This window comes from Acinetobacter sp. 778_lipA (assembly GCF_058242985.1).
Map to the genome: position 1 here is coordinate 1729811 of NZ_JBZAYT010000001.1, position 25444 is coordinate 1755254.

At 37.9% G+C, this 25444-nt stretch carries 23 protein-coding genes; 14 read left to right on the top strand and 9 right to left on the bottom strand.

Translation table 11 applies throughout. The features are described from left to right. The first annotated feature begins 121 nt into the window (after positions 1-121). On the top strand, positions 122-664 hold the full coding sequence (locus AC4CUY_RS08090; protein WP_336953131.1) for a cysteine hydrolase family protein: 543 nt from the start codon (positions 122-124) through the stop codon (positions 662-664). A 71-nt stretch (positions 665-735) separates the two neighbouring features. Here the strand turns inward: AC4CUY_RS08090 and AC4CUY_RS08095 are convergent, their stop codons facing one another. Beyond that, entirely contained in the window at positions 736-1245 is a 510-nt protein-coding gene (locus tag AC4CUY_RS08095) for a hypothetical protein (protein WP_490773961.1), read from the bottom strand. Between the two features lie 316 nt (positions 1246-1561). Here AC4CUY_RS08095 and AC4CUY_RS08100 point away from each other — a divergent pair, with 316 nt between their 5' ends. The 5 genes from AC4CUY_RS08100 (at position 1562) to AC4CUY_RS08120 (ending at position 6433) form a co-directional block, all read left to right on the top strand. Beyond that, on the top strand, positions 1562-2728 hold the full coding sequence (locus AC4CUY_RS08100; protein ID WP_004820956.1) for an ATP phosphoribosyltransferase regulatory subunit: 1167 nt from the start codon (positions 1562-1564) through the stop codon (positions 2726-2728). 70 nt (positions 2729-2798) lie between these two features. Further along, entirely contained in the window at positions 2799-4118 is a 1320-nt protein-coding gene (locus AC4CUY_RS08105) for an adenylosuccinate synthase (protein ID WP_004721148.1), read from the top strand. 179 nt (positions 4119-4297) lie between these two features. Further along, positions 4298-5089, top strand: a complete 792-nt coding sequence (locus tag AC4CUY_RS08110) for a M48 family metallopeptidase (RefSeq protein ID WP_336953126.1) — start codon at positions 4298-4300, stop codon at positions 5087-5089. A 141-nt stretch (positions 5090-5230) separates the two neighbouring features. Continuing rightward, a complete protein-coding gene (locus tag AC4CUY_RS08115) occupies positions 5231-5536 on the top strand; it encodes a hypothetical protein (protein WP_336953124.1) in 306 nt (101 codons plus the stop codon). Positions 5537-5647: 111 nt separating this feature from the next. Beyond that, on the top strand, positions 5648-6433 hold the full coding sequence (locus AC4CUY_RS08120; protein ID WP_336953123.1) for a M48 family metallopeptidase: 786 nt from the start codon (positions 5648-5650) through the stop codon (positions 6431-6433). 94 nt (positions 6434-6527) lie between these two features. On the opposite strand, the gene AC4CUY_RS08125 is transcribed toward AC4CUY_RS08120, so the two are convergent. Next, positions 6528-7577: an NADP(H)-dependent aldo-keto reductase gene (locus AC4CUY_RS08125; RefSeq protein WP_490773962.1), complete on the bottom strand. Its 1050-nt coding sequence runs from the start codon at positions 7575-7577 to the stop codon at positions 6528-6530. Between the two features lie 329 nt (positions 7578-7906). Next, positions 7907-8617, bottom strand: a complete 711-nt coding sequence (gene crp, locus AC4CUY_RS08130) for a cAMP-activated global transcriptional regulator CRP (protein ID WP_004721139.1) — start codon at positions 8615-8617, stop codon at positions 7907-7909. A gap of 151 nt (positions 8618-8768) precedes the next feature. Between crp and AC4CUY_RS08135 the strand changes: the two genes are divergently transcribed. Then, positions 8769-9191, top strand: coding sequence for an OsmC family protein (locus AC4CUY_RS08135; protein WP_336953120.1), 423 nt, complete (start codon positions 8769-8771; stop codon positions 9189-9191). Between the two features lie 183 nt (positions 9192-9374). Here the strand turns inward: AC4CUY_RS08135 and AC4CUY_RS08140 are convergent, their stop codons facing one another. After that, positions 9375-10178, bottom strand: a complete 804-nt coding sequence (locus AC4CUY_RS08140; protein WP_419327387.1) for a peptidoglycan DD-metalloendopeptidase family protein — start codon at positions 10176-10178, stop codon at positions 9375-9377. Positions 10179-10534: 356 nt separating this feature from the next. Here AC4CUY_RS08140 and AC4CUY_RS08145 point away from each other — a divergent pair, with 356 nt between their 5' ends. Genes AC4CUY_RS08145 through AC4CUY_RS08160 form a run of 4 tightly spaced genes read left to right on the top strand, consistent with a single transcriptional unit; the run spans position 10535 to position 12628 of the window. Then, complete coding sequence (locus AC4CUY_RS08145; protein WP_419820523.1) at positions 10535-10978, top strand: PAAR domain-containing protein; 444 nt, start codon at positions 10535-10537, stop codon at positions 10976-10978. Then, positions 10971-11534, top strand: coding sequence for a PAAR domain-containing protein (locus AC4CUY_RS08150; RefSeq protein ID WP_335954937.1), 564 nt, complete (start codon positions 10971-10973; stop codon positions 11532-11534). The genes AC4CUY_RS08145 and AC4CUY_RS08150 overlap by 8 nt, the downstream gene beginning before the upstream one ends. Before the next feature lie 6 nt (positions 11535-11540). Continuing rightward, a complete protein-coding gene (locus AC4CUY_RS08155) occupies positions 11541-12167 on the top strand; it encodes a hypothetical protein (protein WP_490773963.1) in 627 nt (208 codons plus the stop codon). Between the two features lie 2 nt (positions 12168-12169). Next, on the top strand, positions 12170-12628 hold the full coding sequence (locus tag AC4CUY_RS08160) for a hypothetical protein (RefSeq protein ID WP_333667274.1): 459 nt from the start codon (positions 12170-12172) through the stop codon (positions 12626-12628). 328 nt (positions 12629-12956) lie between these two features. On the opposite strand, the gene AC4CUY_RS08165 is transcribed toward AC4CUY_RS08160, so the two are convergent. The 3 genes from AC4CUY_RS08165 to AC4CUY_RS08175 all read right to left on the bottom strand — a co-directional run bounded on the left by AC4CUY_RS08165 (position 12957) and on the right by AC4CUY_RS08175 (position 16530). Continuing rightward, on the bottom strand, positions 12957-14924 hold the full coding sequence (locus AC4CUY_RS08165) for a family 2A encapsulin nanocompartment cargo protein cysteine desulfurase (protein WP_490773964.1): 1968 nt from the start codon (positions 14922-14924) through the stop codon (positions 12957-12959). Further along, positions 14899-15831 (bottom strand): family 2A encapsulin nanocompartment shell protein, encoded by a 933-nt coding sequence (locus tag AC4CUY_RS08170; RefSeq protein WP_004721119.1) that lies wholly within the window; start codon positions 15829-15831, stop codon positions 14899-14901. Before AC4CUY_RS08170 ends, AC4CUY_RS08165 begins: the two co-directional genes overlap by 26 nt. A 210-nt stretch (positions 15832-16041) precedes the next feature. After that, complete coding sequence (locus AC4CUY_RS08175) at positions 16042-16530, bottom strand: rhodanese-like domain-containing protein (protein ID WP_004721117.1); 489 nt, start codon at positions 16528-16530, stop codon at positions 16042-16044. 280 nt (positions 16531-16810) lie between these two features. On the opposite strand from AC4CUY_RS08175, the gene epsC reads away from it, so the two are divergent. Next, complete coding sequence (epsC, locus tag AC4CUY_RS08180) at positions 16811-17719, top strand: serine O-acetyltransferase EpsC (protein ID WP_419327389.1); 909 nt, start codon at positions 16811-16813, stop codon at positions 17717-17719. A gap of 59 nt (positions 17720-17778) precedes the next feature. On the opposite strand, the gene AC4CUY_RS08185 is transcribed toward epsC, so the two are convergent. Then, entirely contained in the window at positions 17779-18924 is a 1146-nt protein-coding gene (locus tag AC4CUY_RS08185; RefSeq protein WP_490773965.1) for a hypothetical protein, read from the bottom strand. A 266-nt stretch (positions 18925-19190) separates the two neighbouring features. On the opposite strand from AC4CUY_RS08185, the gene clpB reads away from it, so the two are divergent. Both clpB and AC4CUY_RS08195 read left to right on the top strand, forming a co-directional pair. Beyond that, complete coding sequence (clpB, locus tag AC4CUY_RS08190; RefSeq protein WP_336953109.1) at positions 19191-21770, top strand: ATP-dependent chaperone ClpB; 2580 nt, start codon at positions 19191-19193, stop codon at positions 21768-21770. 819 nt (positions 21771-22589) lie between these two features. Beyond that, positions 22590-23054, top strand: a complete 465-nt coding sequence (locus AC4CUY_RS08195) for a hypothetical protein (RefSeq protein WP_336953107.1) — start codon at positions 22590-22592, stop codon at positions 23052-23054. 18 nt (positions 23055-23072) lie between these two features. Here AC4CUY_RS08195 and rlmKL read toward each other — a convergent pair whose 3' ends face one another. Beyond that, on the bottom strand, positions 23073-25277 hold the full coding sequence (gene rlmKL, locus AC4CUY_RS08200) for a bifunctional 23S rRNA (guanine(2069)-N(7))-methyltransferase RlmK/23S rRNA (guanine(2445)-N(2))-methyltransferase RlmL (protein WP_336953105.1): 2205 nt from the start codon (positions 25275-25277) through the stop codon (positions 23073-23075). Between the last annotated feature and the right edge of the window lie 167 nt (positions 25278-25444).

Below are 25444 nucleotides of genomic sequence, written 5' to 3' on the forward strand. Positions count from 1 at the left end.
GAATTGAACAAATTTTCAGTTTGAAAGTTTCTAATCGATTATTCTTTCATGAGTGACTGCAAATCGCCAGTTGTTTTGATTAATCTTATAAAAACATCAACACAAGGGTTAGGGAAACACCATGAGTCAAACAGCATTATTAGTGATAGATGTACAAAACGATTATTTTCCTCAAGGGAAGATGGAGTTGTTCTGTGCGGAACAGGCTTTAAAACATATCAATCGATTGGAAGATCTATTTATAAAGCGTGAGCAGCCGATTATTTATATTCAGCATATTGCCAATCAACCCAATGCTACATTTTTTGAAGCAGGAACGCAGGGTGTAGCACTACATTCGGGTTTACGTGTTAAGATCGATTCAATTGTGATTGAAAAACATTATCCCAATAGCTTTTTTCAAACCACTTTAAAAGCAGAATTAGAGCGACTGAATGTTGATAAATTGGTGATTAGTGGCATGATGACGCATATGTGTGTTGATGCGACGTCACGTGCAGCGGCAGAATTTGCTTATCAACCGACGATCATTGCAGACGCTACAGCGACGCGTCAATTGAGCTATTCAGGCAGAACAGTTGAAGCAGAAGATGTACAAACAGCCTGTTTGTCAGCCTTTCAAATGTTTTCACAAGTAGTCAGTATCGAGGACTATTTAAAATAGCTGAAAGAGTCAAAATAACAGGGAAGTACAGCGATTCGATTTTGTACTTCCCTTTAAATCTGAATAAAAATTTATTCTTGGTTTAAGAAACCTTCTTTGATTTTTTCAGGTAAACCTGTATGCCACCATGTATAAATGGAAGATTTTATTTCGTCATCTTGTTCAGGATCATTGAAAGGTTCATCATCTTCACGAATCAACTCATCGCCTTCAAATTTAAACCAGAATTCCCACGGGTCATCATCCCCAGAACCCCAAGCCAGAGTGTGAATTTCAGGGAGTAATGCTTTTAAGAAAAGTAGGATTGCTTCGATAAACTCATCACCCGAAGAACCATGCACAAAATGGGCAACTGAATAGCCTGCAATAGTGTGTAATGATTCAGGACCCAAATCAAACTCAATATTGTCAACTGTATTTAAAAGATCTTCTGCAAGTTCTTGCCCCAATTGTGAATTGAGCTCAACTGCAACAGCAATAAATTTGTCTTGTTCACCGCGATGCTCTTGAAATAAACGGCCTAGCTTTTGCATGATTTCCGTATTTGGATGCGTGTAATATAAGTTGCTATGTAGTTCCATACTTCCCCAGTTTTTAGTATTTCAGTTGCTTTAAATAGATGCTGTTTTTCTAAACGAATAAATTATATTTTCAACAACGCAAATAGCAATCAACACTTGTGTGAAAAGTTAAATAAATACAAAGAATTGAAGTGGGGTAATGTGTAATAGATAGTTTTTTGCCTAAATTATGCATAAGTGGTCAAATTATCTAGGCATCAAAAGTTATTTTATTAATGCATGGCGCAGATGATCGTGCTAAAATAAGAGAAATCGGGTGTGTTCCCGATTTTTTTATGCGGATTACTTCCGCGCTGACAGGATTTAGGTTTACAACATGCCCATTTCAGAGACATGGTTATTACCTGATGGTGTAGCTGATGTATTACCAGAGCAAGCGCAAGTAATTGAAAAATTGCGCCGTGAAGCTTTAGATTTCCTCGCATCACGAGGTTATCAGCTGGTGTATACGCCATTCATCGAATACATCGAATCTCTTTCTTCTCTCTCCGAATCGAATCAAGATTTAGACTTAGCCACTTTTAAAGTCATCGACCAACTTTCAGGTCGTTTACTTGGTGTGCGTGCCGATATGACACCACAAGTGGCTCGTATTGATGCCCATGTACATCAAGTACAAGGTGTGGCGCGTTACTGCTATGCAGGAACTGTACTTCATACTAAACCACAAGGTTTTAATACCACGCGTGCACCACTTCAGTTAGGCGCAGAGTTATTTGGTTCAGACAGTATTGACGCAGACGTTGAAATGATCGATGTGATGCTCAATCTGCTTAATACCGCGGGTTTAGCTGATGGTATCCATCTTGATTTAGGGCATGTAGGACTGTTTAGAAGTCTGGTAAAACATGTGGGTTTAAACAAATCAACAGAAAGCCATTTATCTGATTTGTATCAGCGCAAAGCACTACCAGAACTTGCTGAATTCACTCAAGATTTAGAATTTGGTTCTGATTTTTATGCTTTAGGTCGTTATGCAAGTGATCTGGATGCATTGCAAGCGAATATTAGCGCAGAGATTTTTGCTGATGAAGCATTTAAAAATGCTTTTGAGGTACTTAAAACAACATATACAGAAATTCAAGCACGTTGGCCAAAACTCAATATTGGTATCGATGTTGTAGAGCTTCGTTCGTACCATTACCACACTGGGTTAATGTATGCCGTGTATGCACCAAACCGTGCTGCACCGTTGGCACAAGGTGGTCGTTATGATGGTATTGGTGAACACTTTGGACGTGCGCGTCCTGCAACAGGCTTTTCTTGTGACTTGTATTCCTTAAGTGCGGGTCAACGTCAACAGATTGAAAAAGTAGTTGCACCGAAAGGTACCGAATCCACTTTGCTGGATGCGATTGCCGTAGCACGTCAACAAGGTTTAAGTGTAATTCAGTTATTGGGTAATGACGATTTAAACTCAGTTCCAAATGCAACCCACCAGATGGTGAATGTTGCCGGTGAGTGGAAAATCGAAACAATTTAAGTATCAGATTGAATGTTCATGTCATTCGATTTGGTTTTCTATTTTAACAGCATGATGTAATGAGGCTATTATGGGCAAAAGTGTTGTGGTACTCGGTACCCAATGGGGCGACGAAGGTAAAGGTAAAATCGTTGACCTGCTCACAGATCAAGCAGCTGCGGTAGTACGTTATCAAGGCGGACATAACGCAGGGCATACGCTCGTCGTTGGTGGTAAGAAAACAGTTCTTCACCTCATTCCATCAGGTATTTTACGTGAAAACGTACTTTGCTTAATTGGCAATGGTGTTGTACTTTCACCTGAAGCATTGATCAAAGAGATGGATATTCTTGAGAAAGAAGGCGTACCCGTTCGTGAACGTCTGCGTATTTCTCCAAACTGTCCGTTGATTCTTCCTCACCATATTGCACTTGATCAAGCGCGTGAGAAGAAACGTGGTAATGCCAAAATCGGTACAACGGGTCGTGGTATTGGTCCTGCTTATGAAGATAAAGTAGCCCGTCGTGCGATCCGTGTTGCGGATTTAGTTCGTGGTGGCGAACATCTTAAAGCACAGCTTGAAGAGCTTCTTGAATATCATAACTTCCAATTGACTCAATTCTTCGGTGTTGAAGCAGTTAAAGTTGAAGATGTATTGGCACTTTGTGATCAATGGCGCGAAGTGGTTAAGCCATTAGTTTTAGATGTGATTACAACATTGCATGACTATCGTAAAGATGGTGCAAACATCATGTTTGAAGGTGCGCAAGGCTCACTTCTTGATGTCGATCATGGTACATACCCATATGTAACTTCATCGAATACTACCGCTGGTGGGGTAAGTTCAGGTTCAGGTCTTGGTCCATTGCATCTTGACTATGTTTTGGGAATTACCAAAGCCTATACAACTCGTGTAGGTGCAGGTCCATTCCCAACTGAGCTTGTTTATGATGCTGCCAATGATGTTGGTGATGCAGTTGGTAAACATTTGGGTACTGTGGGTTCAGAATTCGGTGCGTCGACTGGTCGTCAGCGTCGTTGTGGTTGGTTTGATGCTGAAATCTTACGTCGTTCTGTAGATGTAAACTCATTATCAGGTATTTGCTTAACTAAACTTGATGTTTTAGATGGTTTGGAAGAAGTGAAAATCTGTATCGGTTATGAAGCTGCAGATTCAGGTTGTGTGGGTTCTACAGATGCGCTTGCATTTGAAACATTAAAACCAATTTATGAAACTATGCCTGGTTGGTCTGAGTCTACGTTTGGTGCCAAATCATTGGATCAATTGCCACAAAACGCAATTAATTATGTAAAACGTATTGAACAGTTGATTGAATGTCCTATCGACATCATTTCAACGGGTCCAGATCGTGATGAAACAATTGTGATGCGTCATCCATTTGATGCTTAATTGATTCAATCTTTAAAAAGCTCCTACGGGAGCTTTTTTTATTGTTATTGTTTTTAGGTGTTTTAAATAAAGTGTGATTATATTTTGATTTTTTTTGTAAAATACAACATAATTCAGCCGCTAAGAGCTGAGCTTCGTTTTGAAGCTTGCAATAAGATCTATGAAATTTGGTGAAAATAATGATTAACAAGAAACTATTACTTGGATTAGGGTTGGCTATAGGCTTAACAGGTTGTACAACTGTTGCTGAATTAACGGGTAATGATTCTGCGACGCTAAACCTCAATGCAGCAGCAGATTATAAACTTCTTGTAGATGATGCAAGGGCACAAAAAGCACTTGATACAACATCTGCAACATATAAACGAGTCAATGCTGTTTTCTTAAAGATGAAACCTTTTGCTGATCAAGCAAATCAAACTGGTCAAAAATTTGACTGGCAATTGAGTGTACTTAAATCAAATGAACTCAATGCATTTGTAATGCCTGGCGGTAAGGTTGTATTCTTTACAGGTATTGTCAATCAATTGAAACTGACTGATGCTGAAATTGCTGCCATTATGGGACATGAAATGACCCATGCCTTAGAGGAGCATTCTAAACGTGGTGCTGGTGCAACGGCAATTACTGACTTTGCTGTGAAAATGGGCAAAACCTATGCAGGCGATAAATTGGGTTCAGTCGGCACTCAAGCTTTAGACATCGGGAGTAAATATGGTGTAGGTCTGCCATATTCACGTAGTTTAGAATCATCTGCTGACCGTGGTGGATTAATGCTTATGGCGAAAGCTGGCTATAATCCTGAAGCGGCAATCAGTGTTTGGCAAAAAATGAACAAGATTGATGGCGGCAGTAATAATGGTGTACAGAAGTTCACTTCAACACATCCATCAAATAACGACCGTATATCAGATTTAAACAAAAACATGGTTGAAGCAAAGCAAATCTATCAATCTGTTGTTAAAAAGTAATTTGATCGCAGAGTGTTCAGCCCGATGTAAATCGGGCTTTTTATTTAAAGCTAAAAAAGACTAAAGTCGATATCAATCAGGCTAGGTTTTCAAGCTTAGCTTGTTAAAATGTCCTTTTATATAACACATTGAGTTTGTAGGATGCAAAAGAATATATCGAGCACAATATTTTACTCTCTGATTTTCGCAATGGGCGGTGCTCCAACGATTGCAATGCTGATTATTCAGGCTCAAACCACTGATCTGAATATTATCAATAATGCATTGTTAGGTCTGAGTGTAATGGTTGCATGTGTGCTGGTTCCTGTTATTTTGATCCAAAATGCATTTTTATTTATCAAAAGAAACGACCAATTGTTAGAGACAAAAATTATTCCATTGAAAAACATATATTTGATGCTTAATGTGATTTGTCTCATCTATTGGTTGGCGATTCAATTTTTGTAAAATTTCACTTACATAATTAATATGAATTAATGGATCTTATTGATTTAACCTTATGTAACATTTGCATATAATCCACAGTGCTTTTCATTGTTCTCCATGGAGTTGATTATAATGAACAATAAATTAATGCTTAGTCTTTGTGCGGCGACTGCCATTTCAATTTCAGGGTGCTCAACTATTGCGGATATGGCAGGTGCTGATTCTGCAACGCTTAATTTAAACGCAACACAAGGCTTTAATAAAACGGTGCAAGAAGCACGTTTGAATAAGACTCTAGATACAACTTCTGCAACTTATAAAAAAGTGAACGCAGCATTTATCCGATTAAAACCTTTTGCAGATCAAATGAACCAAACGGGTCAAAGATTTGATTGGCAGTTGGCTGTTCTTAAGTCAGACGAAATCAATGCTTATGTCGCACCCGGTGGTAAAGTAGTTTTTTACACAGGGATTGTAAATCGACTCAATCTATCTGAAGCTGAAGTTGCTGCAGTAATGGGACATGAAATGACCCATGCTTTAGAAGAACATTCTAAACAAAAATTAGGTGCGCAAGCGTTGACCAATCTTGCAGTAGGAATTGGTAAATCGTATGCAGGTAGCCAAATTGGTGAATTAGGTAATGCTGCTCTCGATTTGGGAAGCCAAGTTGGAGTGGGTTTACCATACTCACGTAGTTTAGAGAGCCGTGCAGATGAGGGCGGCTTAATGATGATGGCAAAAGCTGGCTATAATCCTCAAGCAGCAATTAGCTTGTGGGAAAAAATGGCGAAACAGGGTGGAGGAAAAGGTTCTGCATTACTGTCAACACATCCATCTGATGTTAATCGTATCAATGCAATGAAAAAGAATTTACCTGCTGCAATGGCAGTTTATACTGCGCGAGGCGGAAGATAAGTTTTTTGATAAAACCTATCGAATAAAAAAGGATGCTTATGCATCCTTTTTTATTGAAAACAACGTAGAACAATGAGCGTTTCAAAAATTGTGCTTAAGGTGCAGGGTTTGGCTGCTGCTGATGAATCGCATCTATTTCCAATAAGATTTCTTCAGACAATTGGGTATCAAAGGCCTGAATATTCTCTTTTAGTTGCTCGAGCGTAGTCGCACCAATAATGGTACTACTCACAAAAAATTGTTGTTTAATAAATGCTAAAGCCAATTGGGTAAGGCTTAAACCATGTTTTTCTGCAAGCTGTGCATATTGTTCTGTCGCCCAATCGCTCTGTGGATTGCTATAGCGGCTAAAGCGAGAAAATAGTGTAATACGTCCTTTTTCAGGGCGTGCGCCGTGGCGATACTTGCCAGTTAAGTAACCAAAGGCTAAGGGTGAGTAAGCGAGTAAGCCAACGCCCTCGTGTTGTGCGATCTCAGACATCCCAATTTCATAAGTACGATTGAGCAAACTATAAGGGTTTTGTACACTCACAATTTTTTCTAAGCCCAATTGTTCAGCTAAATGTAAAAACTTTAAGGTACCCCAAGGTGTCTCATTGGATAAGCCAATATGACGAATACGCCCTTTTTTAACTTCTTTCGAGAGTGCTTCTAAGGTTTCAGCAAGCGGGGTGATGTCTTGTGTACGTGCCGCAAGCTGATTGCTGTAACCCAGCGTGCCAAAGAAGTTAACAGGGCGTTGTGGCCAGTGCAGTTGATAAAGATCTATATAGTCTGTTTGTAAGCGCTTGAGCGAGCTATCAATAGCACTACTGATCTCTGCTTCTATAAACTTGGTATGCCCATCACGAATTTGACTGCCACCTTGTTGGGGGCCTGCAATTTTTGTGGCAATGATAAGTTTGTCACGCTGACCGTTTTGAGCAATCCAATTCCCTATGATGCTTTCAGTCGATCCCTGTGTCTCTGGTTTAGGGAGTACCGGATACATTTCAGCAGTATCCCAGAAATGGATATTTTGATCGATTGCATAAGCAAGTTGTTCAAATGCTTCATTCTGATTATTTTGTTCACCAAAGGTCATGGTACCTAAACAAATTTCAGGGACCACAAGATCAGAATGCCCTAAACGATTTGACTTCATTTTATGTCCTTCAAAACTAATATTCAGTATCTTGTGAGAATAATAGCGTAATTTAAATTTGATAACTAAGTGAAAAAATGTTTCTAATTATCAAAATAAGATAAAGTTATCTGATTCTTTTATAAAATGCTCATTTTAGCTTGGTCTAGTTTTATAGCATGGTCATGAGACCAGCTCACAGCCATTCACTGTGTAGTTCTAGCAACATGAAAAAAGCAAACTCGGGAGTTTGCTTTTAAACTATATTTCAACTTTTTGACAATATTTGATATTTACCCCATTCAACATAATTCTTTAAGGAAATAAATTCTCAAATTTGTTCTCAAGTTTTATTCATCATCTGTGCTTAGTTCGTCTTCAGAAAAATTAGATTCTTCTAAAGATACATCAAATATAAGGATGGCTTTACCGTCGGTTTCGATCATGCCTTGTTCTTCAAGTGTTTTTAGAACACGACCAACCATTTCACGGGAACAGCCCACAATACGACCAATTTCTTGGCGAGTAATGCGGATTTGGCGGCCGTTTGGCAAGATCATCGCTTCAGGCTGTGCTGAAAGATCAATTAAACAACGTGCAATACGACCAGATACATCAATAAATGCAAGGTCAGTTACTTTGCGTGTTGTATTTTTTAAACGACGAACAAGTTGTGCAAATACGGCATAACTTAAGTCAGGATATTGTTTACTAATTTCGTGGAAATTGTCATATGAAATTTCAGCAATTTCACATACGTCACGGGTTCTTACTTCCGCAGTACGTTGTGGATTCTGCTCAAATAATCCCATTTCCCCAAAAAAGTCCCCAGGGTTCAAATATGCAACAACAATTTCACGTTCATCATCTTCACGTAAAATAATTGAAACTGAACCTTTTAAAATTAAATACAGTGATTTTGACTCTGAACCTGCATCAATAATCGTTGAGCGTTTTGGAAAACGATTGATGTGGGCTCTTTTGAGCAAAGCTTTGACTGACTCAGGTAGTTGACCAGGAGACAAAGCATCTGTACTAAGTTGTGCAAAATTAGAAGACATGCTTAAAAATTCCGAATTGGATAATAACTAGATCTGTTGATCTAAATTGAACTCGTCACGTAGAAGCAGTAGAGATGAAATTCCTTATCAACTCATTTTATGCTAGTGTACAGGTACCCCGTAAATTTATAGCTTTTTTTAGGTAGTTGCAATGCAAACTAGCGTTCATTGGTTAGAGAATGTTGCTTTCGAAGCAAAATCAGAAAGTGGTCATCAAATTGTGATGGATGGTTCTGCTGAATATGGTGGTGAAAACCGTGGCCCACGTCCTATGGAACTCATATTAATGGGACTTGGTGGGTGTGCTTCATTCGATATTGTGACCATTTTAAAGAAATCTAGGCAAAATGTAACAAATGTTGTTTGTCAGCTCAAAGCGGATCGAGCAGACACGATTCCAGCTGTATTTACGAAGATACATTTACATTTTGTGGTAACAGGGCATGATGTAAAAGAGAAGCAAGTAGCGAAAGCTGTTGAATTATCAGCCGAAAAGTATTGCTCAGCAAGTAAAATGCTATCCGATGGTGGTGTTGAAATCACCCATGATTTTGAAATAATTTTAGCTGAATAATTAAATTATTATTCTAAAAAGCCAATCCTTAGATTGGCTTTTTTTTATGTGCTCTAACTTTTTAAATTCATGACTCATGCTAACAATTTTTTAAAAAATAAATTATTACAAAATGTGTATTTCTTTAAAAGGACCATTTTTGAAACAAATGTTCAAAGTTTTCTTTGCATTTTGCTTGCAAAATTAAAGTGATAAAAATAATTGTGGATCAACTCGGGCATTATTTAAGCTCATTCCCCAGTGTAGATGTGGACCTGTTACTCGTCCTGTTTTACCCACCAATCCCAATAATTCACCTTGTTTCAAGATTTGCCCTTTTTCTACATTGATTTTACTGAGGTGGCAAAACATGCTGATCAGACCTTGTCCGTGATCAATCATAACGGTATTTCCATTAAAGAAATAATTGCCTGTGGCAACCACTGTTCCTGCGGCAGGCGCAACCACTTTTTGTCCGATGGGGGCAGGGATATCTAAACCAGAATGTGGAGCACGTTCTTCACCATTAAAAAAGCGTTTACGACCAAATGAATTACTAAATTTTCCTGCTGTAGGACGGATAAATGTTGGAAAGTCTTTCCATTGTGCAGGGCTAAAAGAGCTATAAACACTGTTTTGTTCTTTCGCTTCTTGGCTATAACGATCAAGTTGTTCTTGATTCGGATTGACGTAGTCCTGATTTTTTACATTGAGGCGCTGCTCAGCGTATTTAAATGGCTTCACTTCAATATTAATTGGGCCTTTAGAGCTTTGTAATTGCAGTGTACCCAGTGGCGCTGAAAGCGGAATACCAAAAACAATATGGTTTACTGCATTTTCACCATCCACGATCAAGACAGGTTTGTCTTGATAAGTGACATTTAACACGGTTTTAGCAACAGGAATAACCGCTATGCCACCTGCACGACGTGAGTCTTGAGGTAAGGCAAAAGCTTGTGTTGCTATAATTAAGCTAGATAGTAGGAAAAGTTTTTTGATTGAAGGCATAAATAACATACAAGGTTTAATTTTTTGTAGTATCTCGCTTTTTTATTCAGATGCTCAAGCATGTGATTGTTAAATTGTAAGTAGAGTGTTCTTGATGACTATTCAAAATACTGTAGGGCAATGAATATTACCCAATTATTTGAATATCTGATTTGTTAAGAAAGATTCAAGAGATCTAATTGAGAACATTGGTCAATAGGCTTGATAAGCGAGTTGATTGAAATATGAATAGTGTAAAGATATTGATCAATTTAAATTATTAAAATTATTTAATAATTCTATTAAATTTGTCTTAATGGTTGGTTTTATGTTTCAATTGCTATGTTCTTCATTCAATAACAATAATTGGCCTCAGTATGACGAAACCTAAATTTTTACATGAATTACCAATTGAGCAGTTAAAGCAGATGTCTCAAGAAGACATAAAGCAAACAATAAAAGCAGAGCAGCTTTATTTTCGACGCAGACCCAAAAAGATCTATTACCTTGCGGTAAATGGGGCTAAAACCAAAAATGGTGGGTTAGTTAAAGCGACTGCATTGCAAAGCCGAATAGGTGGATTGCCTATTGCTTTAGTTGGTGACGATGCTATTTACGCAGATGGGACAATTTCTAAAATCATTTCAGGTGCTGGCAAGGGTTGTCTTATAAATGGTCAGTCCGCTGCATTGGTAGGAAGCCACTTAGAGAATGGTGATGAGATTGTCGATAGCCCTAATAACTCTGTAGCTATAAATATCTTTATCGGTGATAAGGCCCCTGAAGGCTTTTTGTGCCAAGATGGTTTTAATCATGACTAAAGGTTTTGCAATTCATAACTCTATGACAAATCATGGAGGCATCATTCAAGCAACACAACAACGAACATCTCAAATGGGAAATCTATTTCTACGTGCTGGAGATGGTCACTTTTGCCCTAAGTGCAAATGTTGGTCTGAAATTGTTAAAAGCCATGATCATATTATTATGGATGGCAAAGCTGTTGCTTATGTTGATGACTTATTGACTTGTGGAGCTAAAATTTTACCTAAACAAGATCATGTTGTTGGAACAAGCCAAGGTGAGAATTATAGAAGTTCTTCAAGCTCAAAAGAGCCTTTACAAAATAGCTTTATAGATAAAGTAATCTCAACAAATTTTGGTTTGCAACACCAATTGTTAGATAAAGCTACTCAGAAACCGTTAGTTGATTTTCCATACCAATTGAAACGTGCAAACGGTGAAGTTATTGAGGGGAAAACTGATGAAGATGGAAATACAGTTCATATTGATTCAGGTGATCAAGAGGAACAGGTAGAGCTAATAATTTATGACCTTTCTAAACCAATGCCTCCACTAGATGATGACTTAGGGTAAAAAATTATGGCTGACGTTATTGTAACTGATAAGGGTATGTTTCCTAGGGATGTTGAAGTTTGTAACTATCCCTCTGTAACGTGTAATCCAGCGTTTAAAGTTGGTAATTACTACATTGCTGCGCCTTACAATTTTTTCTTTGACGAAGATCATTGGCAAAGGCTGGAACGCACAAATAAAGTAGAGTTTCTACTGGCTTTACGTTTTGGTATGGAATATGACATAAACAAAATTGGTGATGGAATGATTAATAAGCTTTCCTTCAACACTATGATGTATGTAAAGTTTCAACAGTATGTACGGAAACACTCAATGCATGAAGCCAGTAAATTAGTTGCTCAATTTCAAAAACAAACCTTTTCAATCAGACTTAAAACAGGATTTAGTTTTTTTGATGTATTGGCAGTAATAGGAATTGCAAAAAATATTACTGTTCCAGAAACCATAGTACATCTTCGGCAATTGGCTGAAAATAATCATTGTCCTCTATATGTAAACAGATCCACATTTAAAAATATATTTAATGAAGATTATCATTCGGGAATGTTAAAACAGTTAACAGGAGATGGAACGTATAAGGGGGAAGGTTCTGTTGTAGACTTGAAGCAGTTTGACAATAAAGGAAGTGGGTAATTATGAAATTTAAATTTTTAACTCTAATATTAATACCACTGGTATCGATAGGATGTTCTGCTAATGAAATAACAAAAAAAGACATTCAAAAATACGTAGAAACAAGTGATGTATTTATCAATATTGATACACCTATTTATAGATTAGCTGACACGACTAAGAAAAATGCGATGGCTGACGCAATTTATAAATCATCATTAGCCAAGCTTTATTTTTTAAAAAGTTATGAGAAAGAGCTATTCCCTATTTACAATCTCGAAGACAAGATGATGTCTGAAAACTTCTTTGGCTATTGTTGGATGGGAAAATTCATCAATGATTATAAATCCTTTGCACCCAAGCCTTCTTTAGTAGATGTTGAAACATTGCAATGGCTGGATAAAAAGCGCGCTATATGGGCTCAGCATATTAGTAAAAAATTTGGGAATGATACGTCCGTTAAAAATTACTGTCCTTACTAACAGGTACAGCCGATATATTTACTTTTAAAGTTATGAGTAATATAGTCTTAAAAATGTTGCAAAAATAGGTTGATAAAAATAATGGTAAATCAACCTGATTTAAACTAAATAGCGGCTTAATTTTTTTGTTGTAGTGTATCGTTTTATCGAATTGAGGGGATATTTTCACTAATTGGATGAATTACGCATCCCCATTCAAAAATAGATCATACAATCGTCACCTCGAAAAATCACATGCCTAATTAATTAAGCATGTGATTATGATCGATCAATAAAGTCTTTGAAAACTAAAACTTAAAAACTAAGCTTTAAAAGCTAAAGTTTAAAATTAGGATTTATAAGGTTTAGCACGGCGGAGTTGATGCAATACTGAAACCAATAAATCAATTTCCTCAGTGGTATTATAAAACGCAAGAGAAGGGCGTACAGTACGTTCAACACCGAAACGGCGTAAGATCGGTTGGGCACAATGATGCCCAGTACGCACGGCGATACCATATTGATTGAGTACTTTCCCGACCTCTTCCGTTTCATAGCCTGCCAGTGTAAAAGACATCACACTGGCTTTATTTAATGCAGTACCAATCAGGCGTAGTCCAGAAACGCTTTGTAGTGCATGTTGACCATATTCAAGCAAGTCATGTTCATAACGTGCAATGTTATGGATTCCAATACTTTCTACGTATTCTAAAGCAGCACCTAAGCCAACAGCATCTGCAATATTCCCCGTACCTGCTTCAAATTTATTTGGTGCAGGTTGATAGACCACATTCTCAAACGTCACATCCTGAATCATATTTCCGCCGCCTTCCCATACAGGCATGCTATCAAGTAATTCAGACTTGGCATAAACAGCGCCAATACCCGTTGGGCCAAAAACTTTATGCCCAGAAAACACAAAGAAATCGGCATCTAAGGCAGTAACATTGGTGGGCATGTGCGAAACAGACTGAGCACCATCAATCAAAACTCGAACACCTGCTGCATGCGCCAATGCAATAATTTCTTGAGTAGGCGTTACAGTACCCAAGGCATTAGAAACCTGTGTAATCGAAACCAGTTTGGTTCTAGGATTGAGCAATTTTACAAATTCCTCAATCTGAATCTGACCAGTATCATCTACAGGAATTACACGGAGTTTTGCACCAGTTTCTTTACTGAGTTGGTACCAAGGCACAATATTGGCATGATGCTCAAGATGGGACACAATAATTTCGTCTCCCGCTTGAATATTCTGCTTACCCCACGATTTTGCGATTAAGTTGATGCCTTCTGTTGTACCTCGAACAAAGACGATATTTTTTGCTGAAGCGGCCCCAATAAAGCGAGCAACAACATCACGTGCATGCTCATAAGCATCACTGGCACGTGCTGCAAGTTCATGTGCTGCACGGTGAATATTCGAATTTTCATGTTGATAGAAATATGAAATTCGATCGATGACCGCCTGAGGTTTATGGGTGGTGGCTGCATTATCCAACCAAACCAATTGCTTACCATTTACACGCTCTTGTAGGATGGGAAAATCCCGACGGATTTGCAAAATATCAATGGGTTGATAGTTCTGAGCATTCGCTGGTATTTGCACATCTGAATGCGGACGAACAGCTTCAATGGTAGGTGATTGAAGAAAATAATAACCAGACGCTGCTGTTGTAGGTTTGTCATTACGATCTTGTAATACACTTTTTAATTGCTGGTCATCTGTCACATGATAATGATCAAACGCATATGGATTTTTAAGCACATCAGTTTGAGCCGTATTGGTATTGACTGTTTGGGCGCTAGCAACTTCAGGGTGAGGCAGATCCAAAAAGTAATAACTCGATTGAGCTTGATGTGGCGCAGTCGTTGTTAGGTTTGATGGTGCAGTCTGTTGTGTGATTTGTGTAGGATTCAAAGACAAATCTAGCTTTTGTCCGACAGCAAATGGATCAGGAGTATTTGCACCACCAACAATGGGCGAAGAAGATAGAATTCTACGCTCGGGATGGTCGGCGGTCGGTTCTACATAGTGATGTGTAGAATCCGGGTTTAAATTTGCCTGTTGTACAATGGCAGGTATGCGCCCAGACAATGCAGTAATCGGGTCTTTAGGCTGTGGTTGGTGACTAATACCTTGAGATCGTTGATCGGGTATATCAAAGTTAAAACCTTGTGGGTTTTGCTTGGGTAAAGCCGAAAAAAATTCAGCAGCCAATTGTGCAATGACAGATTCACTGATGGGCGCATCAGCAATATGATCAGAAGAAATATCTGGAGTAGGTTGATTACTTGTAAGTTGTTGGATAGTCATGGTACTTGTCTACCTCCACATCTTCGAGCACAGCGAGTGCATCATCTGTTAACACAGCAAGAGAACAATATAAGGAGATTAAGTAAGAGGCGATTGCATTACGATTGATGCCCATAAAGCGTACAGATAGGCCAGGTGCCTGTTCACCAGCAAGACCTGGTTGGAATAAGCCAACAACACCTTGACGCTTTTCACCAACGCGTAACAAGATGATTTTGGTTTTGCCATCTTCAACTGGAATTTTATTTGAAGGAATCAGTGGAATACCACGCCAAGTGATGAACTGTGAACCAAATAGGCTTACGGTGGGTGGTGGAACACCACGACGGGTACATTCACGTCCAAAAGCTGCAATCGCATCGGGATGTGCTAAGAAGAAGCCTGGCTCTTTCCAAACTTTACGTAGTAAATCATCAAAATCATCTGGTGTGGGTGCACCTGTCAAAGTGGAAATACGTTGCTCATCTGCAACACTTGCCAATAAGCCGTATTCAGGATTATTGATTAATTCACTTTCTTGACGTTCTTTAATGGTTTCGATGGTTAAGCGTAACTGTTCTTTGATTTGATCGTGAGGACTACTATATAAGTCAGAAACACGAGTATGAATATCCAGAACTGTGGAAACACCATTTAAAAAGTATTCACGTGGATTAACTTCATAGTCGACAAAAGTTTGTGGAAGTGTTGCTTCATCACGTTGTGTACAAGCCACCTGAATATCATCGGTATTGCTGACTTTATTGACCCGATAGATACCTGCTTCAACAGGGGTCCATTGCAATAAATGTGTTAGCCAACGTGGCGTAATGGTGGAGAGTTGCGGTACTGTTTTTGTCGCATTGGCAAGTTGACGGGCTGCTTGATCATTTAGCGCTTGGCGTGTGACTTCTTGGTTCTTAGCCATGTTTTAATCCTTGGTGGTATTGGAAATTAATTTATTGATTACTCATCTGATTTAAAAATGCTGTTTTTATCATCTCCAATAAAGTAAGAATTTTGCTATTGGTGTTTAATTGTGACCGGTATTTATTGCATTAATTTGATTCTAATTAAGAGCGTTTTTAATCATTATCAACTGCTTATAAAAATTCATAAGAGGAATAAAGCAAGAGCCTTATTCCTGACGCCAAGGTAAGTTGTGGAAACGCCATCCATTGAAAGAACCACGATGATCATTTTCGTCAAGGTCACCTTCAAAGCCTTGTTCGATATTGTAAATATTTTCAAAACCCGCATTAAAAGCCACATTTGCAGCAGCTGCGGAACGTTTGCCACTACGACAAAGCAGTAGAATGATCTTGTCTTTTCCAATTTTAGTTTCAAGTTCTTTGGCAAAGCGTGGATTGCGGTTCAGCGCAGTTCCTGTCGCCCAAGGAATATGAATAGTATCTTCTACATAGCCGACAAATTTACGTTCTTCGTTGGTGCGTACGTCGACAATCACCACATGACCCGCTTTAAACAATGCCCATGCTTCATGAGGTAAAATTGTTCCCGTAAATTCTAAATAATGATCTTCAACACGTTGTTTTGCTTGTTCAAAGATATTTTCAATTTGAGCCGTTGTTAATTCGGTAAAGTGTTGTTGATTTAAACTCGTCATTTCAGTTGCCTTTCTTCAAACTTAGAATTACATCTAAGTCTTGATGTATCAGATGTATTGATAACAACTATAATGATTTTATATATTCAATAAATTAATAAAAATTGAATTGCTTATTCTTATTTTGAAATAAGATTTAAATGATTTTTAAAGATATCTTTATACGAAGAATGTTTATCTACAAGATTGCTAATAAAATAGTATTTACATATTCAAAGTGAATAATAAAATTTCATGTTAAGCGCATGGATTGTGAAAAGTCATTTCAGTAGGTAAATATATGACCCAATGGAATATCCCCAATATTGTGGATGAGCTACAACAAGCTCGTAATGAATGGCGTACTCAACGTAAAAGCTTAAAAGACTTTGGCGGTAGGGAATTACCTTCAAAAGATGAAATTAAGAAAATCATGAATGATCTGTGTGGTATCTTGTTCCCTATGCGACTAGGGCCACCTGATCTACGCCAACAAAGTGAAAATTTTTATATTGCACATGCACTTGAGAAAACTTTGCACTCATTATTGGAGCAAGTCAAACTTAATCTAACTTATGATTATAAATATAAAAAGCACAACGAAAATGCCGACGTAATTGAGGTATTGGCACAAAGTATCGTCAGTGAATTTGCACAAAAATTACCAGATCTACGCCGAATTTTAGATACAGATGTGATTGCAGCCTATGATGGTGATCCAGCTGCACGAAGTGTCGATGAAGTTTTATTGTGTTATCCGGGTATTTTGGCAATTATTTACCACCGAATTGCACATGAGTTTTATAAAAAAGACTTGTCACTGTTGGCACGTTTAATTGCTGAGATTGCACATTCAAAAACTGGCATTGATATACATCCAGGTGCACAAGTCGATCAAGGTTTCTTTATTGATCATGGTACAGGTGTGGTGATTGGTGAAACCTGTATTATTGGTAAAAATGTGCGAATTTACCAAGCCGTAACGCTTGGCGCTAAACGTTTTGAAATCGATGATTCTGGGCGTTTACAGAAAGAATATGCACGTCACCCAATCGTAGAAGACAATGTGGTGATCTATGCAGGTGCAACTATTCTTGGGCGTATTACCATTGGTCAGGGTGCTGTAATCGGTGGAAATGTATGGATTACCCAAAATGTCGCAGCGAATAGCGCAGTTTCTCAAAGTTCTGCAACCAAGTCGGAAGTGTAAGTGCATTAAAAGCTTAATAGGTTGTGTAGCTTAAAATTTTATGAGGTTAAAATGCTTCATTAAGAAAGTGGAATGATGTAGTAAGTTTGATCAACCGAGATGATCAGTTTATTTCTAATTTGATATATCCAAGCAGTGTCAATGGGCAGCTTAAATTGTTTATTTTGCCCATGTTGTTTGATTTCAAATACGTCATAGCCAATAGGTGTAAACCAGAATATATAATGATTTCCTGAACCTTGAACATCATCAATACTTTGATATTTTAGATATTTGGCATTTACAGTGGGTAACTCTACTGGCTTTTTGCATTCAGGCAGTCTTATCTCATCTTTCAACTGTGGCAGAAATTTGGAAAAATCGCGACTATAGAGATAACTTTGAGGTGTTTTTAAGAGCCGTGTTTCGTGATCAAGAATTAAATAACATTCTGCTTGGTGCTGTTGTAGATAGAGCCTTAATTGTTGAATGAGTTTTAAATTAAAAGGTTCGGCAGGTTGAGCAGGATAATCATCTGGTGAAAAATCACGTTTTGGTTGTTCAGGCTTGTCTCTAAAAATATCTTTGAAATTTTTGATTACAGATTGCTGCTGTTGTTTATGTTCTTTTTGAGCTTCTGCGGCTGCTTTGGCCGAAATATATTGAGGATCAAAATAAACTGTTGTGTCATATTCTAAGACTTTCTTTTGATATGTTTTCTCTTGCACCATTTGCTCTAAAATTGTCTGAGAAAATGCAGCATAGGAAAACGAAGTCATGGCCGTTAAATTTTGTGTCTGTGCATTGAATAAATAAGCTTGCATTGGATTATTCACACCAGATTGAAAGGTTTTTATAGTGATGAGAAAGTGATTGTGATTTAAGGCGACAATTTGATCGATCAATTGATTTGTTTGTGCAGCAATGAAATGAGGCTGAATCTGTTGATCATGATTTAGATCGTAAGTACATAATTTAAAATTCTTTACAGGATTTTGTTTTATATGACTTTCAGGGCAATTGTAAACAATAAAATTTTCATTGAGGGCTTTTCTATTCATGTCATCAGGCGTTTTAAACCATGTGAATTCTATGCCTGATATATTCGGTGTTAATTGCTGGATATGTTTGTGGGGAAATTCTTCACTATTTGGCAATTTGTAGCCACAGGCATACAGTGCAGATACTGCAATTAATACAGATAATGATTTACCGAAAGTCAACATTGTTATTATACTAAAATCTCTCAATACTCCTTACTCTAAAGCATATCGTTGAAAATACAAACGTTTAAAAAACTAATTCTCTATATTTTTCCATAAGCTTACTTGAAAAATAACGTTTCAGCACAGATATTAATACTGAAATCCATTCTAAGTATTTTGGTAAGTTTTTGAAAAATATATAAATTAATTCATTATTGCTATTGAAATCGAAAAAAACGTTCCCATTTATTATTCAAGTACAAAATTTGTTGTGAGGAATAACAAGAATGCGATTTGAAAAATTTACGAACCGCCTGCAGCAAGCCTTATCTGATGCACAATCTCAGGCAATGGGTAATGATAATACCGCAATTGAGGGTATTCATATTCTTTCCGCTTTATTGGAAGAACCATCTAATCTTAGTCTTTTGCAACAGTCAGGCGCCAATCTACCTGAGTTAAAAACAAAATTGCAAAAAGCCTTAACAGATGCGCCCAAAATTGGAACACCAACTGGAGATATTAATTTAAATCCAGAAGCTGTACGTGCGCTTAATTTGGCAGATAGCTTTGCTCAAAAAGCAGGAGATGAATTTTTATCTACTGATTGGGTAATCTTGGCACTTGCTGAAACAGGTGCTACCAAAACATTGTTAACAAGCGTAGGTGTCACGACTGACAAACTACGCAAAGCAATTGAAAATATTCGAGGTGGCGAACAAGTTATGGCAAATAACCATGAAGATCAACGAGATTCACTTAATAAATATACCATAGATTTAACAGCACGTGCTGCGGAAGGTAAACTCGATCCTGTGATTGGCCGTGATGAAGAAATTCGTCGGACTATTCAAGTGTTGTCGCGTCGTACTAAAAATAATCCTGTATTGATTGGTGAACCTGGGGTAGGTAAAACGGCGATTGTTGAAGGTCTGGCACAACGTATTATCAATGGTGAAGTGCCTGAAGGCTTAAAAGGTAAGCGTGTTTTATCGCTAGACTTAGGTTCGTTGCTGGCTGGTGCAAAATACCGTGGTGAGTTTGAAGAACGTTTAAAAGCAGTACTCAAGGATCTAGCGAAGTTTGATGGTGAAATCATTCTCTTTATTGATGAGCTACATACGCTTGTTGGTGCAGGTAAGGGTGATGGTGCGATGGATGCAGGTAATATGTTAAAACCTGCATTGGCACGTGGTGAATTACGTTGTGTGGGTGCAACGACACTGGATGAGTATCGTCAATTCATTGAAAAAGATGCAGCTTTGGAACGCCGTTTCCAAAAAGTTTTGGTAGATGAGCCAAGTGTTGAAGATACCATTGCAATTTTGCGTGGTCTCAAAGACAAATATGCAACACATCATGGTGTGCAAATTCTCGACTCTGCAATTATTGCAGCGGCGAAAATGTCACATCGCTATATTACAGATCGCCAATTGCCAGATAAGGCGATTGATTTGATTGATGAAGCAGCATCACGTATTAAAATGGAGATTGACTCTAAACCTGAGCCACTTGACCGTTTAGACCGCCGTTTAATCCAGTTAAAAATGCAATTGGAGGCGGTAAAAAAAGATGCAGATTCAGTCAGCAAAGCTGAAGTTGAGCATTTGGAAAAACAAATTGCAGATGTCGAAAAAGAATATAGTGATTTGGAAGAAATTTGGATTGCTGAAAAGCGTTTAGTGGATGGTACAAATCAGGCGCAAATCGAACTTGATAAAGCCCGTACTGCATTTGAAAAAGCGCAACGTGAGGGTGATTTGGCTGAAGCAAGTCGTTTGCAATATGGGGTGATTCCAGAATTGCAAAAACGCTTGAGTGAGGAAGAGGTAGCGGAAGTCAATGAAGAACCGAAACTGATTCGTACCAAAGTGACTGAAAATGAAATTGCAGAAGTAGTCAGTGCTGCAACTGGTATTCCTGTATCAAAAATGCTACAAGGCGAGCGTGAAAAATTACTCCATATGGAAGATTTTTTACACAACCGTGTGGTAGGACAGGATGAAGCTGTGGTTGCTGTCTCAAATGCAGTTCGTCGTTCACGTGCGGGCTTATCTGATCCAAATCGCCCAAGTGGTTCGTTCTTATTCCTTGGACCAACAGGGGTGGGTAAAACTGAGTTAACCAAGGCTTTAGGTAATTTCTTATTTGACAGTGATGATGCAATTATTCGTATCGATATGTCAGAGTTTATGGAAAAGCATTCGGTTAGTCGATTGGTGGGTGCACCTCCGGGTTATGTTGGTTACGAAGAAGGTGGTGTTTTAACTGAAGCAGTACGCCGTAAACCATATAGTGTGGTGTTATTTGATGAAGTTGAAAAAGCCCATCCAGATGTATTCAACATTTTATTACAAGTGTTGGATGATGGACGATTAACTGATTCACAAGGCCGTCTGATTGATTTTAAAAACACCGTGATTGTGATGACATCGAATTTAGGTTCAAGTGATGTACGTGAGCTCGGTGAAGGTGCTAGTGATGAGGATGTTCGTATAACGGTGATGAATGCCGTATCACAACATTTCCGTCCTGAGTTTATTAACCGTATCGATGAGTTGGTGGTATTCCACTCGTTGAAAAAATCACAAATTCGTGGCATAGCAGATATTCAATTGAATCGCTTACGTTCACGTTTATCTGAACGAGATATTGGGTTGAAAGTCGATGATCAGGCCTTTGATATTCTGATTGATGCTGGTTTTGATCCTGTATATGGTGCACGTCCACTCAAACGTGCGATTCAACAACAGGTTGAAAATCCATTGGCTCAGCAAATTCTTGCTGGTCAATTTACAGCAGGTGATACCATTTTAATCAGTGCTGAACATGGTCAACTTAATTTTGGTAAATTAAAATTAAGTTAATTTATCTAGCTGTATAACCAAAGCCAACTACCGCAAGGTAGTTGGCTTTTTTAGTAGAGAAGTATTTATATTTTTACGTGTTATATAGTCAAACCAGCTAGTTACTCATACAAGTGGTTTCCATCAAGTCATTGATCATAAATGAAGCTTATGTTTCTAAATGAACTTTTAGAAATTATTGGTTAACAATTCATTTTTTGTACTTTTGAATCATAGATGGTTGTTTTAATCATGGGGCGACATGGATGTCACAGTTGGGCGGGGGTATAGGACGTACCCCCGTCCATGAGCAAAAACAAAGCACTGCTTTGTTTACAGTGTAAGGTTTGGCAACCCTTACGAAAAGTGAGACATAGCCTACGCAAAGGTATTTAAACTTTGAATATAAGGTATGGTATTGCAAGCTTTAGGACTTTTTAGCGTTCTACATAAGTGTAAGCATTGGATCAAAAGGTAAGTAATCTTAATGGATAGCACTTGTGAAGGGGAGATGAGGTTGATTGAGCAGTAGAATGCCACATTAAGACTTTCCGCATAATAGGGAAAACACTACACATCGTAGAATTGATGCAAAGGTTTAAAGCCTGTTTAATCCCCCAATCAAGCATCCAGAGCTATAGGAATGCATAGATTTATAAACCATCCTAAACCACTAATCGGCATAGCCTAGTCTTTTCATCATATTATTTTAATCATCAAATATTTATGTGTATTGATTTAGGTTTTACCTATTATCGGGTTTTTCATGAATTTATTGAAAAAACGGTCAAAAATTGATAGTTTTTTCAGTGAGGAATAATAAGAAAGGAAACGTTGATCATGAGGATCAAAGATAAGGATAAATCTGATTATTTAAAAATATTCGGTTTTCTCTTGATGGCATTCAGTTCGGTAGAGGTATTGGCAGATAAATTAGATGATCAAGATCTTGCAGAGCAATCTGTAGGTGTGGTTAAACTGTCACCTATTATTATTAAAGCTGTAAAGGAAAATGCACAACAACCTGTAGAAGAGCAAAATAATTTGCATAAACAAGTTGCTCAGGAAAGGTCAGATGATGCTAAAAAAGATGAAATTTATTCTACAGTTTTAACTGATTTCGAGTGGCAGAAAAAAGACCCAGATCCAAATCAACCTGGGGATAAATATTTAAAACCACTTGAAAAATATAGAATAAGCGAAGTTGGTTATAATCCATATCAACGCCATGATGTCCGAATTACAACCCAAGATCGCGTTACACTTTATATAGGACATGAAATTGACCCCGTGACTTATAAATAAGTCCGAGGTCTAACATAATTAAACAGGAAAGTGTTTAATTTTCCAGGCTCTATGAATTTTTTGATTACGTTTGAAATCTAAGCCAATCGTTTCATTGGTGATCTCCTGTACATCGAACATTGCATCGATTTCTTCATCCATCTCAAAACCACGGTAGTTATTTGAGAAATACAAAGTTCCCTCTGTAGTTAGACGGTTCATTGCACGTTTAAGTAAAGAAATATGGTCACGTTGCACGTCAAAAGTACCGTAGAATTTCTTTGAGTTTGAGAAGGTTGGTGGATCAATAAAAATCATGTCATATTGTTCATGACCTTCTTTTAACCATTCAAAACAATCGCTTGAGAAAAATTGATGCTGTTCATCAGGATGATCAACCGTTAAGCCATTCAAGACAAAGTTTTCTTTAGACCAGTTTAAATAAGTATTGGATAAGTCAACACTTGTGGTACTTGCAGCACCGCCTAAAGCAGCGTGTAGGCTTGCTGTAGAGGTATAACTATATAGGTTAAGGAAATGTTTTCCTTTAGCTTCAGCTGCAATGCGCAGACGCATTTGACGGTGATCTAGGAACAATCCAGTATCCAAATAATCAGTCAAATTGATTAAAATCTTGGCTTTACCTTCTTGAACAATAAAACGTTTAGATGCTGTACTTTGTTTTGCATATTGGGTTTTACCTTCTTGACGGGCACGGGTTTTAATAAAGATCGCATCACGACCTAAACCTGTTACAGCACGTATTGAAGCCAAAGCAAGGTTAAAACGTTTTTTGGCTTTTTCTGGGTCAATGGTTTTTGGTGGTGCATATTCTTGAACATGTAAACGATCACCATACAAATCTACAGCGACATTGAAGTCTGGTAAATCTGCATCATAGAGACGTAAACAGTAAATATTTTCTTTTACAGCCCATTTCTTTAAAGCTTGCATATTTTTTTGCAAGCGATTGGTAAAGTCTTCTGCACCTTCAATTTTTTCAAATTGTTGAGGTTGCCAATCTGCAAGGAAAGGTTTAACCACTGCAGCAGGCTTAATATCACCAAAACGAATGTAAATTGGTAATTTACCATTCATTAAACGTAAAATTTGTGGATTGTTAAACGCCAATACATCTGCTTGTTCAACAGCAGCTGCGATAACCGCAGCATGCTGATTGGGGAAATTCTTTTGTAGAAGCGCGGATAGGCCCAGATACAAAGCTCGGTTAGAAGCCTTTTCCCCTAAACGCTCACCATATGGTGGGTTGGTGACAATAAATGAAGTTTTTCCTTCTGCTTGGAAATCAGGCCAATCGGCTAAAGTTCGCTCTTCAATTTGAATTTGATCCAGTTGTTGCTCAAATCCAGCAGCAATAATATTTTGTTTGGTTGCTTTTACTGCTTCCCAATCTGCGTCATAGGCATAGAATTTAGGCAAAGGTTGTTCTAAGGCAACTTTATGACGTTCAGCTGCTTCAGCTTTAATCGACATCCATAACTCATGGTCATGTCCATTCCAGCCATTAAAGCCAAAACGGCGTACTAAACCAGGTGCACGATCAGTCAGGATCATCAATGATTCAATAATAAAGGTTCCTGAACCACACATTGGGTCGAGAATAATTTCTGGATTACGTTGTTTAAGCTGTGCTTTTTGTAAGATAGCAGCTGCTAGGTTTTCTTTTATTGGGGCATCTGTCATAAAACGACGATAGCCACGCTTATGTAAAGAATCCCCAGATAAATCTAAACAATATGTGTGTTCAGTTTTTCCAGCAAGTACATATAGTGTAATTTCAGGCTGTTTAATGTCGATACTTGGACGTTTACCTACAGCTTCCATGAAGGAATCAACCACACCATCTTTGACACGTAAAGTCGCAAACTGTGTATTGACTTTAATATCACGTTCTACATGAAGACGAATCGCGAAAGTACTTTGTGGTGCAAAAATAAGTGACCAATCAAAATTGATCGCACCTTCATAAAGTTCTTCTGCAACGTCACGTGCATCATGGGTAAACTCAAGCTCATGAACATGAATCGGTGTCAGTACACGAGAAGCCAAACGTGACCACATACAAACACGGTATGCATCTTCGAGTTTGCCTTTAAAAATTAAACGCCCAGGAAATTTTTCAATATCTTGAATCCCTAAACCTTGAATTTCTTCTTGCAGTAAGGTTTCTAGTCCATCTGCACAGGTAACCCAATATGTAGAAAGACGTGGTTTCGAATTCATGAATATTTCCAAAGACATTAAAAAAGCAATCGCGTATTTTAGCGTATTTTAATGACGAAAACTTATAGAATGGTCTTTTAAGTCCGAAATTTTATAAAAAGTACTAAATTCAGTTAAAAATTTGGTTTTTTTGCTTGAAATATATTCAAATATCAATATGTAGATAA

Coding starts and splice junctions, on each gene's coding strand:
- AC4CUY_RS08090 (WP_336953131.1), top strand. CDS start 122: ATGAGTCAAACAGCATTATTAGTGATAGATGTACAAAACGATTATTTT.
- AC4CUY_RS08095 (WP_490773961.1), bottom strand. CDS start 1,245: ATGGAACTACATAGCAACTTATATTACACGCATCCAAATACGGAAATC.
- AC4CUY_RS08100 (WP_004820956.1), top strand. CDS start 1,562: ATGCCCATTTCAGAGACATGGTTATTACCTGATGGTGTAGCTGATGTA.
- AC4CUY_RS08105 (WP_004721148.1), top strand. CDS start 2,799: ATGGGCAAAAGTGTTGTGGTACTCGGTACCCAATGGGGCGACGAAGGT.
- AC4CUY_RS08110 (WP_336953126.1), top strand. CDS start 4,298: ATGATTAACAAGAAACTATTACTTGGATTAGGGTTGGCTATAGGCTTA.
- AC4CUY_RS08115 (WP_336953124.1), top strand. CDS start 5,231: ATGCAAAAGAATATATCGAGCACAATATTTTACTCTCTGATTTTCGCA.
- AC4CUY_RS08120 (WP_336953123.1), top strand. CDS start 5,648: ATGAACAATAAATTAATGCTTAGTCTTTGTGCGGCGACTGCCATTTCA.
- AC4CUY_RS08125 (WP_490773962.1), bottom strand. CDS start 7,577: ATGAAGTCAAATCGTTTAGGGCATTCTGATCTTGTGGTCCCTGAAATT.
- crp (WP_004721139.1), bottom strand. CDS start 8,617: ATGTCTTCTAATTTTGCACAACTTAGTACAGATGCTTTGTCTCCTGGT.
- AC4CUY_RS08135 (WP_336953120.1), top strand. CDS start 8,769: ATGCAAACTAGCGTTCATTGGTTAGAGAATGTTGCTTTCGAAGCAAAA.
- AC4CUY_RS08140 (WP_419327387.1), bottom strand. CDS start 10,178: ATGCCTTCAATCAAAAAACTTTTCCTACTATCTAGCTTAATTATAGCA.
- AC4CUY_RS08145 (WP_419820523.1), top strand. CDS start 10,535: ATGACGAAACCTAAATTTTTACATGAATTACCAATTGAGCAGTTAAAG.
- AC4CUY_RS08150 (WP_335954937.1), top strand. CDS start 10,971: ATGACTAAAGGTTTTGCAATTCATAACTCTATGACAAATCATGGAGGC.
- AC4CUY_RS08155 (WP_490773963.1), top strand. CDS start 11,541: ATGGCTGACGTTATTGTAACTGATAAGGGTATGTTTCCTAGGGATGTT.
- AC4CUY_RS08160 (WP_333667274.1), top strand. CDS start 12,170: ATGAAATTTAAATTTTTAACTCTAATATTAATACCACTGGTATCGATA.
- AC4CUY_RS08165 (WP_490773964.1), bottom strand. CDS start 14,924: ATGACTATCCAACAACTTACAAGTAATCAACCTACTCCAGATATTTCT.
- AC4CUY_RS08170 (WP_004721119.1), bottom strand. CDS start 15,831: ATGGCTAAGAACCAAGAAGTCACACGCCAAGCGCTAAATGATCAAGCA.
- AC4CUY_RS08175 (WP_004721117.1), bottom strand. CDS start 16,530: ATGACGAGTTTAAATCAACAACACTTTACCGAATTAACAACGGCTCAA.
- epsC (WP_419327389.1), top strand. CDS start 16,811: ATGACCCAATGGAATATCCCCAATATTGTGGATGAGCTACAACAAGCT.
- AC4CUY_RS08185 (WP_490773965.1), bottom strand. CDS start 18,924: ATGTTGACTTTCGGTAAATCATTATCTGTATTAATTGCAGTATCTGCA.
- clpB (WP_336953109.1), top strand. CDS start 19,191: ATGCGATTTGAAAAATTTACGAACCGCCTGCAGCAAGCCTTATCTGAT.
- AC4CUY_RS08195 (WP_336953107.1), top strand. CDS start 22,590: ATGAGGATCAAAGATAAGGATAAATCTGATTATTTAAAAATATTCGGT.
- rlmKL (WP_336953105.1), bottom strand. CDS start 25,277: ATGAATTCGAAACCACGTCTTTCTACATATTGGGTTACCTGTGCAGAT.